The 13,963-nt window shown below is 69.4% G+C and carries 10 protein-coding genes, 1 tRNA gene and 3 pseudogenes; 5 read left to right on the top strand and 9 right to left on the bottom strand.

Annotated features, from left to right (window positions below; all coding sequences use genetic code 11):
* Nucleotides 1-623: 623 nt before the first annotated feature.
* Nucleotides 624-1,775: a HEAT repeat domain-containing protein gene (locus ACWCO8_RS17255; RefSeq protein ID WP_451032886.1), complete on the top strand. Its 1,152-nt coding sequence runs from the start codon at nt 624-626 to the stop codon at nt 1,773-1,775.
* Between the two features lie 319 nt (nt 1,776-2,094).
* Here ACWCO8_RS17255 and ACWCO8_RS17250 read toward each other — a convergent pair whose 3' ends face one another.
* Together ACWCO8_RS17250 and ACWCO8_RS17245 are read right to left on the bottom strand one after the other, a co-directional pair.
* The gene (locus ACWCO8_RS17250; protein WP_451032885.1) at nt 2,095-3,471 is read right to left on the bottom strand and encodes a tetratricopeptide repeat protein; all 1,377 of its coding nucleotides are present in this window, start codon (nt 3,469-3,471) and stop codon (nt 2,095-2,097) included.
* A gap of 373 nt (nt 3,472-3,844) precedes the next feature.
* Nucleotides 3,845-4,264 (bottom strand): RidA family protein, encoded by a 420-nt coding sequence (locus ACWCO8_RS17245; protein WP_451032884.1) that lies wholly within the window; start codon nt 4,262-4,264, stop codon nt 3,845-3,847.
* A gap of 516 nt (nt 4,265-4,780) precedes the next feature.
* On the opposite strand from ACWCO8_RS17245, the gene ACWCO8_RS17240 reads away from it, so the two are divergent.
* Nucleotides 4,781-4,854, top strand: a tRNA-Met gene (locus tag ACWCO8_RS17240).
* Nucleotides 4,855-5,657: 803 nt separating this feature from the next.
* Here the strand turns inward: ACWCO8_RS17240 and ACWCO8_RS17235 are convergent.
* From ACWCO8_RS17235 to ACWCO8_RS17225, 3 genes and pseudogenes are all read right to left on the bottom strand, one after another.
* Nucleotides 5,658-6,038 (bottom strand): annotated as a pseudogene (locus ACWCO8_RS17235) (transposase); the annotation flags it as partial.
* Between the two features lie 68 nt (nt 6,039-6,106).
* Entirely contained in the window at nt 6,107-6,262 is a 156-nt protein-coding gene (locus ACWCO8_RS17230) for a transposase (RefSeq protein WP_451033318.1), read from the bottom strand.
* Between the two features lie 145 nt (nt 6,263-6,407).
* Nucleotides 6,408-6,534, bottom strand: a pseudogene (locus ACWCO8_RS17225) (RacP protein); the annotation flags it as partial.
* Nucleotides 6,535-7,060: 526 nt separating this feature from the next.
* Between ACWCO8_RS17225 and ACWCO8_RS17220 the strand changes: the two are divergent.
* Complete coding sequence (locus ACWCO8_RS17220; RefSeq protein ID WP_451032883.1) at nt 7,061-8,848, top strand: virginiamycin B lyase family protein; 1,788 nt, start codon at nt 7,061-7,063, stop codon at nt 8,846-8,848.
* Nucleotides 8,849-8,912: 64 nt separating this feature from the next.
* Here the strand turns inward: ACWCO8_RS17220 and ACWCO8_RS17215 are convergent, their stop codons facing one another.
* A complete protein-coding gene (locus ACWCO8_RS17215) occupies nt 8,913-9,206 on the bottom strand; it encodes a helix-turn-helix domain-containing protein (protein ID WP_451032882.1) in 294 nt (97 codons plus the stop codon).
* Between the two features lie 1,352 nt (nt 9,207-10,558).
* Here ACWCO8_RS17215 and ACWCO8_RS17210 point away from each other — a divergent pair.
* Nucleotides 10,559-10,714 (top strand): hypothetical protein, encoded by a 156-nt coding sequence (locus ACWCO8_RS17210; protein ID WP_451032881.1) that lies wholly within the window; start codon nt 10,559-10,561, stop codon nt 10,712-10,714.
* A 16-nt stretch (nt 10,715-10,730) separates the two neighbouring features.
* Here the strand turns inward: ACWCO8_RS17210 and ACWCO8_RS17205 are convergent, their stop codons facing one another.
* Together ACWCO8_RS17205 and ACWCO8_RS17200 are read right to left on the bottom strand one after the other, a co-directional pair.
* Nucleotides 10,731-11,204, bottom strand: a complete 474-nt coding sequence (locus tag ACWCO8_RS17205) for a hypothetical protein (RefSeq protein ID WP_451032880.1) — start codon at nt 11,202-11,204, stop codon at nt 10,731-10,733.
* An 876-nt stretch (nt 11,205-12,080) separates the two neighbouring features.
* A pseudogene (locus ACWCO8_RS17200) lies at nt 12,081-12,263 on the bottom strand (IS5/IS1182 family transposase); the annotation flags it as partial.
* Nucleotides 12,264-12,531: 268 nt separating this feature from the next.
* On the opposite strand from ACWCO8_RS17200, the gene ACWCO8_RS17195 reads away from it, so the two are divergent.
* The gene (locus ACWCO8_RS17195; RefSeq protein WP_451032879.1) at nt 12,532-12,660 is read left to right on the top strand and encodes a hypothetical protein; all 129 of its coding nucleotides are present in this window, start codon (nt 12,532-12,534) and stop codon (nt 12,658-12,660) included.
* A gap of 20 nt (nt 12,661-12,680) precedes the next feature.
* Here ACWCO8_RS17195 and ACWCO8_RS17190 read toward each other — a convergent pair whose 3' ends face one another.
* Entirely contained in the window at nt 12,681-13,088 is a 408-nt protein-coding gene (locus ACWCO8_RS17190) for a PASTA domain-containing protein (protein WP_451032878.1), read from the bottom strand.
* Between the last annotated feature and the right edge of the window lie 875 nt (nt 13,089-13,963).

Raw genomic sequence — 13,963 nt, 5'->3', positions numbered from 1 at the left:
GGGCCAAGCTTCGCGAGCGCGGAGAGCTTGCGCCCTGGGCCCGGACGAGTCTGGTTGAGCGGCTTCCCACCTGGTTGAAAGTCGCGAAGAACCGGACCGAGGTATTGCGGACGATCAGGCGTTTGCGTTCCACACTGCCTGCCGGTGGGTGATCGAACGCGCGGTGGCCACAGCTCAGGCACGGCCGACAGGCGTCCATCCGGCCAGTATGCAGGGGCCAGTCTCACCCGTTCGATGACGAGTCAGATCACGTGAAGCGGTCTGGATACCCTCCGTGACGTCAACGCCGTGACCGCCGGCCTCACCCTGGAGTGGAGCTCCGGCAGCGTCGAAGGAGCCGTCAACCGAATCAAAAAGATCAAGAGACAGCTCTACGGACGAGCCGGGTTCGACCTCCTTCGGAAGATGATCCTGCTCCAGTAGCACTCCGCCGTCCCTGTGGGACCGCACTGTCAAGATCAAGCAATTCCCCACCTTGGCGGTCACGATTCCTCAGGGGGACGCTGACCGCTGATGGTGCTCGTACCAAAGACTGCTGGCGTAATGCCGAGATGATCTGGCACCCGACCGACCGCGAGGAAATCCCGTTGGCTGTCGGTGTTCCCGGCTGGAACGATCCTGGGATGACCGACCACCGTGACTCCGTCCTCCGCCTGTGGGGTCGCCAGCTCTACGAGCGCCAGGGCGAGCCACTTGCCTGGGCGGAGGCGGTCCTGGAGGCCACCGGTCGCCCGCCGACCGCCGTCACTGCCGCGATGTCCGGCCGACTCGACGCCCTCGCTGATTCCCCATCGGACCCCGCATGGCTGCTGTTCCGTACGGTCGCCAAGCTGGCCGCGAACCTGCGGGGCGACGGCCGCTACGACGCGGACGTCGGCACCCGAATCGGCCCACTGGCCCTGTGGTTGGGCGAGCTCGAACCACCGCTCGCCGGCCCGCTCGGAGACGCACTCGGCCACCCGCCGGACGGGCCGACATCCCTCGTCACCGTCCACGCCGCCGAGTTGAGCAGGAACCGCACGATCCGGCTGCGGGCGATCGACGCCCTGCTGGAGTGGGCCGAGCTCGGCCATCCCCAGGCCCGGGCGGCCCTGTCCGAGGTCGCCTCCGACCACCGGACGCAGGATGTCACCGTCTGGACCAAGGCACTCAACCGGATCGCCCTGTTCGGCGACGCGAGCGTCGAACCGGGGCTACTGCGCGCGCTCGCCGACACCGGGCACCGCGGGGTGCGGTGGTCGGCGCTCGCCTGTGCCGAACTCGGCTTCCGTCGGGCCGTTCCGCTGATCACCGCCCTGCTGGAACATCCCGATCCGATGGTCCGCGAGGGTGCCTGCGAGGCGCTCGGACTCTTTGAGGAACACGCCGCCGTGCCCGCCCTGACAGCCCGGCTGAACGACGAGACCAACTGGGTACGCAGCAGGGCTGCCCTGGCGCTCAGCCAAATCGGCGGCGACCGGGCACTCGCTGTGCTCTGGCAGGCCATGATGGAACGCCGGCACCCGAAGGCCAGTCATCTTGCCTCAGCGATCGCTGCCTTCGGCCCGCCGGTGGTGGACGACCTGATCGCCCTCACCACCGATCCCGACCCGGACCTCCGGGCACTGGCCTGCCGCGCTCTCGGCTCCACCGCCGACGACCGGGCCCTGTCAGCGCTGGAACGCCTCTCCGCGTACGACCTCGCCAGAACCACCCTCGGCGGGCTCGTGGCAACCGCCGCCAAGCAGGGACTGCGGACCGCGCACCGCATTCGCGCGCGCACCGCGTCGACCTGAGCTCGACGCTCGTCTCGGCTGACGTTCGCTCTGAACCCCGACGGTCGACCTGAGCGTTCAGCGGCTGGGCGTGAGACGGTGGGGCGGTACGAGGCGGATCATCCCGAGCTTGATCATCCGTCACCTGACTTCCTAGCCCTCGAATAGCCATCCCGTGAGCAGATTCGAACGTCCGTCACTCTCTGCGATTGCTCCCCAAGATCTGTGCCAGAACCCAAAACTCGTGAACATTCATCGCCCCAGAGATCGCGTGTGCGCCTTCTGTGCCTCAGGGCAGTCCCCGGGTAGCCGGTGCGTCGTTCTTCAGGTGAGGGGGTCGTCACAGGGCGGGCCGAGCCTGGGCAGGGTCTTGGAACGGGGGATCGTCGTGCCAGGGGCCCGGCAGCTTGGGCGGGCGGGGGGTGCGGGGTTGGAGGACGGTGAGGGCGTCCTGGACTCGGCCGAGGTCGATGAGGTAGCGGGCCAGGTCGTGGCTGTTAGTGGAGGCGTGTTGTTCGAGGACAGTGACGGCTTCCTCGGTGCGTCCGGCGGCGGCGAGGAGCTCGGCGATGTGCGGTGCCGCGTACGAGGTGGCGCCCTGTGGGTGGGAGCGGGCCTGTGTGATCGCTTCGTCGACGCCGTCGCGGGCGGCGATGAGCGGCAGCCGCATCCAGTACAGATCCCAGTCCTCCTCGCCGCCTCGGGCGGCGGCGAGGGCGTCGAGGTGCGCCAGGCCTTCCTCGGGGCGGTTCTGGTCGAGGCACAGGTCGGACAGAGTATGGAGGATCCAGTCGTCTCCGTTGCGGGCATCGGCCTGGACGCGCATCACGTCGATCGCTTCGTTGCCCCGGCCGTGCCGGGCCAGGAGCTGCGCGAGCTCGAAAGCCGAGTGGGGGTCGTGGGCCCCGGGTCCGCCGGCCTGCCGGTAGGCCGCGATCGCCCCTTCCACGTCGTGGCGCGCTTCCAGGAATCTCGAGAGCTGTTGTACGGCGTACCGAGAGCCGTCAGTCGCCGCGGCTGTCCGAAGTTCGTCCAGCCGGCCGTGCCGTGCCAGCAGCGCGGCCAGCTGCTCACGGTTGTTGAGCAGCGTGGTGCTGCCGGTGCGCAGCAGGGCGATCGCCTCGTCGGTGCGGCCCTGGCGTTCGCGGATCCTGGCGAGCAACCCGATCGCCATGTCGCGGTCGAGGCCTCGGCAGCACCATGGGAAGTCGGAACACCGGTGCTCGGTCCGTTCGGTGAGCAGCCCGGCGGCTTCCTCGTCGCGGCCGGCGGCGGCCGCGACGTCGGCCAGCGTCACGGCGAGCGTGGGCTCGCTGATGTGCGGGCACAGCAGAGTGAACGCCTCCTCGGCGCGGCCGTGCCGGGCGAGTAGGCGCGTGTAGGACTCCAGCGCCATCGGGTGTCCGGCCTTCATGCGGACTCGGGTGATCTCGATCGCCTCGTCGACGCGGCCCCAGCCCTCCAGCAGCCTGGCGGCGGCTTCGACGGCCGTCCACCAGCCAGTCGCCAGGTACGGAGCGAGCACCTCCAGCGCGTCGGCCTGCCGGCCCTGCTCGCCCAGCAGCCGCGCCCACGCCAGCGCGCAGAACCATTCCCCACGTCCGGCCTGCGACTCCACCACGTCGACGTGGCCGCGTTCGAGCAGCCGCGAGACCAGCTCCGGCGGGATGCGGCCCGACCGCGTTCGGGCCCGGGAGTCAAGATCGGTAGCGTCCACGGCCACGCACCCTGGCGCTCGCCTCTGACCCCATGGCGACGGCGCCGGCGGTTTCGAATGCGGCACGGTTGGAATGACGTTCCCCGCCGGTCGGGGCCGGCGCGTTGACGCCGGCCACCCGGGGGGAGGCGTACGCGCACGACCAGGACGCCGCGGCCTCGCTGGTCGCGGTCACCGCGCGCGGTAACCGGGTCAAGGCCGACCGAGACCCGGCGGAGTGGATGCCGGCCGCTGCCCGACGCGCACTGCCGCTACATCGGGTCTGCGGAGCGGCGAGCGGAGCCCGCGGACCCGTCGCGTGTCGGCTGTGGTTTTGCCGGGGCTGTATCGGGGTGTTGTTGGTGAAGGCTGCTGGCGTGCCGCCATGTGGGTGTCAGTGGGTTGGGGTGTCGAGGACGGCGGCGATGGCTTCGATCTCGACGAGTTGGTGTTTGTAGCCGAGTACGGTGACGCCGATCAGGGTGCTGGGGACGTCGTGGTCGGCGAACGTGTCCCGGACGACGTTCCAGGCGGTCACGAGGTCTTCTCGTCGGGTTGATGCGACGAGGACTCTTGTGTTGATGACGTCGTGGAGTGTCGCGCCGGAGGCGGCGAGGGCGGTCTGCATGTTCTCGATGGCTTTTGCCGCTTGGCCGGCGTAGTCCCCGATGGCCGCGGTGGAGCCGTCGTCGTTGAGGGGACATGCCCCTGCGAGGAAGATCAGGCGTGATTCGGCGGGTGCGGTGGCCGCGTAGGCGTACTGGGCGGTGTCGGACAGGGAGGCGGAGCGGATCAACGTGATGGCACGAGCCATAGTCGTCGGGGTCCTTTCTCTTCGGCTGCTGAGCTCAAGCATCCTGCCAACGCCCGATGGGTTCCCGCCTTGCTTTTCGCAGGGAGTCCTGACCTGTCACGGCGTGATAGCCCCGAGCCTGCCCACGTTGAGCGGGCGGAGACTCTGGAGACCGAGCAGCGGGTTCTGCAGGACCTATCACGCCGTGATAGCCGGTCGGATTCCCAGGACGCGGATCCGTCGAGCGAGGACTTGCCTGCACCGCGGAGCGAGCCGGATGCTCAGTGTGTGCGACCGTCAGAATTAGCGCCGGGGGAGTCTGGCTTCATCGCTCCGTTTGCCAGGGTGACGAAGGTGCCTTGGCACGACGGGAACGAGGTTGCCGATCTCGTCCTGTGAAAGATGGATGGGGAGCGGCAGGAAATCCTGCTCGCGCGCCTGTCGTCGGCGCACTCCCGGGCCACCGGCTGACCTGAGGGAGTTCATCCACCGGATATTCACTCGCTGCGTGAGGTCCGGGCCTCCTACAGTGAAGGTCGCCGGGTGGAGCAGGTCGGTAGCTCGCTGGGCTCATAACCCAGAGGTCGCGGGTTCGAATCCCGCCTCGGCCACGAAGTGTTGGGACCGTCGCACAAGGTGCGGCGGTCCCAACTGTCTGATGAAGTCGGGAGCGGACGCCGATGTTCGCGTGGCGCGACTTGGCCGGGCGGTTCCCGTTTCCGAGGCCGCGTTCATGAGTGCGTGGCACGCCATCGTGAGCCGCCCGCGTTTCCGGCCGGCTGACAGCGGGGACCTTCGCCAGCCACGAGCCTGGGGGGGGGTGGCGGGGGCGGCGTTGGGCCGTGTTCCCGGGTGGCGCGTCCTGCGGGGCCTGGTGCCCATGGACCTGGTGAGTTCGTGTATGCCCGCGTTCGCTGGACGCGCTTGACGCGGAAGCGGCCAGTGCGCGCGCCGTCGACGAAGGCCGCCATGGTTTGGCGGGTTCGGCGGGGCTGGTCGTGAGACGGTCCCGGTCGGCTGCGATGGCGGGAGGGGGCCGCGTTGGTCGGCATGGCGGTCCGGCCCCAGCGTTGCGGGGAGGCGAGTCGGTCCCACACCCACTGCCGGGACACCACGGAGCCGACGACCGCGCGTGGCCTTCAAGCCGGCTATCGCCTCTACACCGTCCGGTGGACCTTTCCGGCCTTCCTGCCCGGCGACGACCGCCCACCCCCGGCAGGCGACCAGAACGGGCAGCCCCCGGCAGGTTCTGGCGTGCCGGTTGCACCGGGCTTCGGGGCGGGACGGGGGGAGTGGGAGATCTCCCGGTTCCCGCTCCAGTGCGCGATCTCGCCGGCGTGTTGGTCCACGAGACGGGTCGTTCGTAGTCTCTTGCATGGCGGCGGGCTTGCGTGATCCACGACAGGCTGCGCTCGACGGCCCAGCGGCGGGGCAGGACGGCGGATCCGGTGGCGTCCTTGGGGCGGCTGACCGTTTTGATGGTGAGGCGGAGGTACTTCTCGGCCCGGTCGACGAGCTGGCCGGCGTAGGCGGAGTCGGCCCAGACGATGGTGATCTCGGGGTGCGTGAGGCTGAGGAGGAAGAGGATTTCCTTGGCCGCGTCGCGGTCGGTCATGTCGGCGGGGGGTGACCATGACCGGCAGTGGAAGGCCACGGGTGTCGACCACAGGATGACGTTTCCTGCCTTTGATCTTTTCGCGGCGTAGTAGCCGCGCGCGTTCCTGCCCACGGTCTCGGTGGCCTTGACGTTCTGGGAATCGATCACGGTCGCGACCGCCCGCGGGGGTTTGCCCATGTGACGGCGGATGCGTCTGCGTAGGTGGTCGGGGATCTGCCCGATGACGCCGGCTGGAGTCCAGCGGGTCATGAACCCCCAGACCCCGTGCGCCAGGGCGGGTAGTTGGTCGGGAGGGCTCTCCACTTGCATCCGGTGTCGACGACGTGGCGGATCGCTCCGACGATCTCCCGTCCGGGGTGCTTCTCCGGAGCCGCGCCGGCCTCGGTTCCGCAGGCCGGCATGGGCGGAAGGGGTTCGATCAGTGCCCACTCGGCGTCAGTGGTGTCCGAGGGGTGGCGGCGTTGGCGGATCAAGCTCACCCGGGGTAATTCGGAAGTGGGGGTGGTGGACCCGGTCCGGGCCGGGTCCACCCACCCCACTTTGTGGTCAGGCAGTTGCCATGAGGTCGAGGGTGGATTCGATGGAGTTGAGCTGGGCGACGTTGTGCTTGAACCACTTGTCGCCCGGGGTGCGGGGCGGCGTGCGGTGCGACGGTGCCGGTGATGAACCGTCGCTGCCGTCGCGTCGGCTTCGGTGGCTTCCACCGGACGTGCGGCCGCGCTCCGCGGCCCACTTTCGCGCTGGTGCGTTCACGCTGCAGGGTTTTTCCTTGACGAGGACCGTGTGTCATGGGGAAACCCGGCGACCGGCACGGCTGGTCGAGGGGGCTTGGTGGAGGAGGGCGCGTACGTCTGCAGCCTCGACACCGCGAACCGGGAGATCGGCAAACACGGACATCCACTTGTCGTCCGTGGGCCGCGGCGGACGGACCGTCACCTACGTCCGGTGGGGTCGGATGGGTGACGGGAGGAAGCCCTGGTGACCGCCTTCAAGACGACCACCCGCACTGCCGTGAACAAGCTCTGGCCCTGAGCCGCGGCGGGGCCGTCCGCCCGTTCTGGCTCCGCGACGGGGGAATGACTCCGATCGGGTGATATGTGGGTGAGGATGCGGCGTGTTGCAGGTACCGCCGCATCCGCAGAAACGATCGGGCTCTGATACGACGGGCGCGTTCCGATGCGACCGAAAGGTGCTCGCCCATGCCTCCCACCACCCTCAAGCCGCCAGAGCCGGCGGCACCCAAGCAGCCGAAACCCCGCCGTCGGCGCGGACTTGGCGCGCTGCTGGCCGGCATCCTGATGGCCGTCGCCCTCACCCTGGCCGCTGGGGCGCCCCAGGCCCGGGCCGCCGTCGTCATCGACGAACACCCCGTGCCCGCCCCCGGCAACCCGATCGGCATCACCACCGGCCCGGACGGCAATCTGTGGTTCACCCAGGGGGGCGTCGACAAGATCGGCCGCATGAGCCCGGCGGGCACCCTCATCGCCGAGTACCCCCTGAGCGAGTTCAGCAGTGCGCACGACATCGCCACCGGCCCGGACGGGAACCTCTGGTTCACCATGCAGCACTTCGACTCCCGGGTCGGGAAGATTGACATGAACGGCACGGTCACCGAGTACCCCCTCCCCGACCAGTTCGTCGAACCCACCGGCATCACCGCCGGCCCGGACGGGGCCATGTGGTTCACCGAGCAGAACGGCAACCGGATCGGCCGAATCACCACCTCCGGTGAACTCACCGAGTACCCCCTGCCCGCTGGTTCCGGCCAACCGTCCTACATCACCACCGGGCCGGACGGGAACCTCTGGTTCACCGAGCCCGGGGCCAACCTCATCGGCCGGATCACCCCGTCCGGAGTCGTCACCGAGTTCCCGGTCCCCGGGGGCGGCGGCCCGACCGGTATCACCGCCGGCCCGGACGGGAACGTCTGGTTCACCGTGTACGGCTTCAACCGGATCGGCCGCATCACGCCGTCCGGCGTGATCACCCTGTTCCAGCTGCCGGTGAACGGTCCCGACTTCTTTCCGCAGGACATCGTCGCAGGGCCGGACGACAGCCTCTGGGTCACCGGGGTCAACGGCGGGAGGATCGGGCGGATCAGCACGTCCGGCGTCATCGCCGAATTCCCCCTGCCGTCAGCCGACCGCGCCCCCTGGGGCATCACCAAGGGCCCTGACGACGACATCTGGTTCGCCGAGCTCTCCGGCTTCATCGGGCACCTCCACCTGACCGACGCCGACCTCGCGATCACGAAGTCCGACACGGGATCCGATCCCGTCGTGGTGGGGCAGGACGTGACGTACACGCTCACCGCGACGAACAACGGCCCCCAGACAGCCGAGGGGGTCGTGCTCCAGGACACCCTCCCGGCCGGAGTGCAGTTCGTCTCGGCGTCCCCCGGGTGCACCGTGGTGGGCACCACCCCGGACGTCGTCACCTGTGACGTCGGCACCCTGACCGCCGGAGCGAGCGCTGCGCGGACCATCACCGTGACGGCCACGACGGAGGATATCGCCGTCGACACGGCGGGCGTCGCCGGCGCGGTCTCCGACCCGGCCCCGGCCAACGACACCGCGACGGAGACCACCAACGTCGACGCGACCACGTGCTTCGGCGAACAGCCCACCCTCACCGGCACCCCTGGCGACGACCAGATCAACGGCACCTCCGGACGCGATGTCATCCTCGCCCGCAGCGGCAACGACACCATCAACAGCGGCGCCGGCAACGACCTCGTGTGCGGCGGCCATGGGGCGGACGTGATCACCGGCGGGCCCGGCGGCGACCGCATCGAGGGCGGCACGGGCGGCGACACCCTCCACGGCTCCCAGGGCGACGACACCCTGACCGGCGGCTCGGGAGACGACTCCCTCTTCGGGGAGGCCGGCAACGACAACCTCGACGGAGGCGCGGGCACGAACACCAACAACGGCGGTCCCGGCACCGACGTCTGCACCAACCCCGGCACGGGCCCCGGCTGCCCGTGACGTGATCCCGGCGGGGTGCTCCCGGAGCCGGGAGCACCCCACCCCTGCCTCGGCCGTCGGTGAGTCACGGTGTCCGCAGGGCGAACCACAGCTCCACCAGTAGGTCCGGATCGTTCAGCTCCATGCCCAGGAGCGTGGCGCAGCGGGCAATGCGCCGGCGGACGGTGTCGCGGTGGATGCCGAGGGCGACGGCGGTGCGGTCCCAGTTGCCGTGGAGCGAGAGCCAGGTGCGGAGGGTTTCGGGGAGCGGTGCCGTGGACGGAGCGAGCAGGGGGCGAGCGTAGGCAGTGGCTTCCGTCTCATCCATCAGGCCGCCGAAGCCGGTGGGGCCATGGCGGACGAGGTCCGTGCGGGTCACCTCCGCCCTGCGCAGCGTCCGCGCCGCCTGCGCGTCGGCGGCGGCGAGGTCGTCCGCGGGACCGGTGGAGTCGACAGCTCACGATGCGGCCCATTCTCCGGTGCGCCGGACGACGATGGACGCCACCGTGGTGCGCACCGCGGCGGAGGCCGAGTGGGAGGCCGCACGCGACGCGGCTGTTGCTGCTGCCCAGACAGCCGACCCACCCCCACCCCCACCCCCGCCTGACCCCCTGAATGGCCGTCTCCCGGCCTGCCCGGCCCATCCAAGTCTCCCTTTGGGGGGCGATTTCTCGGTTTGGGGACAGTGGTGCGAGAGACAGTCGGGTGGGGGTGTGTTGATGGTGTTCGGGGGTCTTTTGGGGGTGGGGGGACTGTCGTGGTGGTGAGAGGATTGGTGGGGGTTCGCTGTCGTGGGTCTTTATCGCGGCAGGTGTGACGCTGTCTCGGTTTCGTGAGTTCTGATCCGCTGGCCGGTGGGTGGCCGGTGTGTGGTCGGTGTGTGATCGGGGGGATGAGGGGGCTCACCCGCCGGGGTCGGGCGGGGATACGGACGCGGTTTTGCCGGCTGTGTCGGTTCGGGCGTTGCGGGGCCCGCGGTACGCCGTCTGCCGGCCTTGCGTGAGGAGGGGAAGCTCACTACCCGGCATGTCCGCTTGGCGGCGGATGCTTGGGTGTGCGGGAGCGGGCGGTGTGCCGGTGGCTGGCCGCGGCCGAGCAGGACGAGGCTGCGGCGCCGGGGGAGCGGGCCCCGTATCCGGGAAGGTTCACGGTCACTGCGGAGGTGCGGGCTCTGCTCGGGCTGTGGAAGGGCAACGTCGCTGCTGTGCACCGTGAGTCGACCGCCCGCGTGGCCCCGGGGCGAGGGTGCGCCGCCTCCGTCGGTTCCGGCACTGCACCGCGTGATCCGGCGTGATCTGACTACGGGGGAGCGGGCGGGACTTGCCGGCGGTGAGCGTGAGGCCCGCAAGCATGATGTGTTCCTGGCCCGGCCGCAGGGATGGCGGAACCAGGTCTGGGAGGCCGATCACGTCCAGGCCCCGGTCCGGGTCGACGTCGAGGGCGCTGCGCGCCGGCCGTGGGTCACCTGGTTCCTGGACGGCGCGTCGAACACGATCATGGGTGTCGTGGTCACCCCTAGGCATCCGGCGCGGGGGTCGGTCCTGGCCGCACTCCGGGCGGCCGTGGTGCGCGAGGAGCCGTTCGGGCCGCAGGGCGGGCTCCCGGAGAAGGCACGCGTCGACCGGGGCAAGGACTTCCTGTCGAGGACGGTGACCGCCGCGTCCAACGCCCTCGACGTCACCGTCGAGGACCTGCCCGCCTACACCCCGCACCAAGGGCACCGTCGAGGGCTTGAACCGGGCGGTGGAGAGCATGTTCCTGCCCGCGCTGCACGGCTACGTACGCCAGCCGTGGCCGGGCCGGCGCCGGGCGGGGCCGAAGGACGAGGTGCTCCTGGACTTCGAAGCTTTCACCGCCCGCGCCCAAGCGGAACGAGCAGCCGTCTGAGCGCATTCCGCCTGCTCTATCGAACGGGCCCGCACTCATCGACGATCACGGTCGGCTCCGACAGGAAGACATCCAGGTCGACGAGGCCGTATGCGATGTTGAACGTATCGAGCCAGTACGACCAACCGCGGATTCCCAGGGCGCTGGTGAACCGGTAGTTCAACTGCCAGCGAACCCACTGCCCGGGAAGCAGTCGAACTGCCGGCGGCCTGCGCGGCCGAGGCGGCAACCCGAAGAGCGGCTCCACACGAGCGAGCACTCGGAGCCGACCACCTTCGTCCCGCAGGCTGACACCGATCTGGCGAAGGTCCTTCTGGCTCGAACGCGGCGCGAAACCATCACGCTCGGGCATCTGGACGAAGTGGGCAAACCCGGAGGGCACCTGAGGCAACGAAAAGCCGACTGGTGCCGCGTTCCTGCGGGCAGCGGCCTCCCCGCCCCGAGACTGCTTCGTCCACGACGTCTTGATCCACTGCACCGTGATGTCCACCGCACCTGCCTTTCGCCGAGAGCCTACGGTCAACATTTGCTTGACGTCACCCAGGTTCCGACGCAACTGCCTGCTGCCAGTTCTCGGCAACATTCCCGATGGCCAGAGACCCGGACCGCTCTGCGAAACCGCCGACAAGCGCTCTCCGATCTCACCTACGCAGCCAGGGCATCGGTACGCGGCTCATTGCCCACGTGCTCGAGGTGGCCGACGGTCGGGGTGTGCCGTTGGTGTTCCTGGAGGGTTCGCCGCGCTATGACGGCACGCGCGGCTTCGAGGGTGCCGGCGCGGTGGGATTCCGTTCGCCGTCGCGGCGTATCCCCGAAGCCGCGTTTCAGGTCGCCCGACACCCGGACCGGCCCTATTGTCCTCTTACGAGCCGTGGACGACGGGCACCTTCGTCTACTCGGAGGCTTTCTGGGCCTCTTGACTGCGTCGGCCTGCGCGACCCCGAGGACTAGGGTCTGTCTCCGAGATCGGCTATGAGATCGTCGAGCTCATGACCGAGGCCTGGGTGATCGATGACAGCAGCACTGTGCTGTCGTCCGAGGTGGTGCTGGAGACGCTCCGGGCGAGATCGCCGCAGGCGAGCTTGACACGTGGTTGACCGGTTCGTCGGGCCGCGGGCTGGCTTTCGTGACCAACACCAAGCGGGCGATGGTGGTGTTGATGGAGGGTGAAGGCGATCCCGGCGAGCATGCTGTCTACCCCGGAACTGAGGGATCGAGCGCCGGCTTCCTTCTCTCCAACGGGCAGTACGACGCATACCTGGACGAGGACACCGTTCCGCTTGAGGAAGCGTTCAGGATCGTCGACCACGTCGTCAGCAAGGGCTCGTGGCCTCCCGACGCGCACTGGATGGTGGATCGTTGAGCCGGCGAGCTGTCGCCGTGTCCAGATGGGGATGGCGGGAGGCTGCGGCGCGGACTGATAGGCGATGGCGAGCCTGTCGGTTCGCATGGCCCGGCGGCGCCACTGCTTGAGCCGGTTGACGCGTCGTTCGACGGTGTTGCGCTGCTTGTCTGCCTCGGCGTCAAAGCCGGGCGGGCGGCCTTCGGCGAGGAACGATGTCGCGGGGCCCTCGTCGAGTTCGTCCTGGGCGAAGCCCCCGTCGGTTTTCCGCACCGATGGAGGGGGGTGCCGCACGCTGCGCCCCGGAACCGTGCCGGTCTCGCGCGGGAGCCGAATTGAGCGGGTCTGGCCGCCGCCTGAGGGATCGGACGGGGCCGGTGGTCTCGTCAGGCGCCTGGTTCGCCGGGTCGCGGGCAGTCCAGGGGGCCGCGGGCGGCGATGATGCCCATGACGACACTGGGGGAGGTGGCCGGCGTTGAAGTTCGTGAGCGTGGTCGCGGTGCCGGTGGTCGTCGAAGTGATCGCGATGGCGCGCCTGGGGATCGTGCGTTTCCGCTGTCCTTGTGGCGGGCTGCCGGTGAGGGTGCCGCGCGGCGGTGTGTGAGGGTGTCCGGGTGCTTTGGATCAGCAGGACTCGTCCAGCTTGACGGAGTAGATGGCGACGCGGAGGGCGTCCGTGGTGCCGGGCTCCGGGTCCTGGCTGCAGACCTTCCAGTTGCTGTTGTTGATGATGAAGCGGTCGCCTTGGGCGTCCTCCTCGTTGACGAGGAAGCCCTGGCTGCGTAGCAGGTTCTGCGCTTCCCGGTGGTTCATGCCGACGACGTCGGGGACCTCGACCGGTTCGGCGGCTGGGGGCTCTGTCGTCTCGGTCGTCGTCGGCACGGCAGGCGTGGTGACGGCTGTGGTCGGCGCCGCCGTTGGATCGGTCGTCCTCGGAGTTGTGGATGGCGGCGTCGGCTCGGGACCGCAGGCGCTCAGCGTGACGATGGTGAGCGTCGTCGCGAGGGCGACGGCGTGGCGGGTCACCTTCATGAAGGTGGTTCTCCTTGGAGATAGTTGTGCTGCGTGCCGCTCGCGCGGCGTCACCCGGGCGTTGCCTTCAAAGGGGGGTGCGAAGTACATCCGCACCTTGCACCAGAACCAACCAACGCACTGTGGTTTCGCGTAATCGAAAGTGATGTGGAACTGCCGGGCCGGCGCTCTCGAGAATCCCTGGTGGCCTTGTGTTGATCGGAACCCGCAGAAGCCCGCCGGGCCCGAACCCGGCTCCCGGCCCGTGGTGTGCGAAGCGCGACGTCTGGAACGCGCACGCGGCCGTCGGCCAGGCCCGCCCGCCGCATCGTCGTTGACGCTCCGGGTGGTCTGCTGTGCCGCCGGACGGTGGACGCCCTGGCTGACCGCGGTCCGCGCGGGATCAGGGCGTGAGGTCGGACGTCAGGGCACGTGAACCCGCCTGAGCGAAGTGGTGGGGTTAGCGGGGTCAGGGCGGTGGGCGCCGGGGTGCCTTGGTACCGGATGTGGCGGGTGATGACCGTGGCTGGGATTCCGTCCGGCCATGCGGCATCCCAGGCTGTCTTCGTTCACTTCAGCGAGTTCGGGCGCACATTCCGTGAGAGCGGTGGACGAGGCTCTTCTGATCGGCAGGCTGGAGAGATGCGGATAGAGGGCGTGGCCCGGACCCATGCGGTCCGGCTCGGCGTGACGGTCGGTGCGGTCGTCGCCGCTCCGGTTCTGTTGGTGGCTGGGACTCCGTTGTTGCGCCGGATGTCGCTTCGCCACTACAGCGAGGACGGTCCGGGGCTCGTGAGTAAAGAGGACGGGTGGGTGAGTCCGGGCTACTTCGTCGTCACGAACGTGGTTGTTCGAGCCCTCTGCCGGCCGTCGGAGTTCGTGCTCCGGCGGCTTCG

Source organism: Streptomyces sp. NPDC001927, from assembly GCF_053594455.1.
Note: the sequence above shows the minus strand (reverse complement) of the source record. Positions and strands in the feature narration are given on the sequence as shown.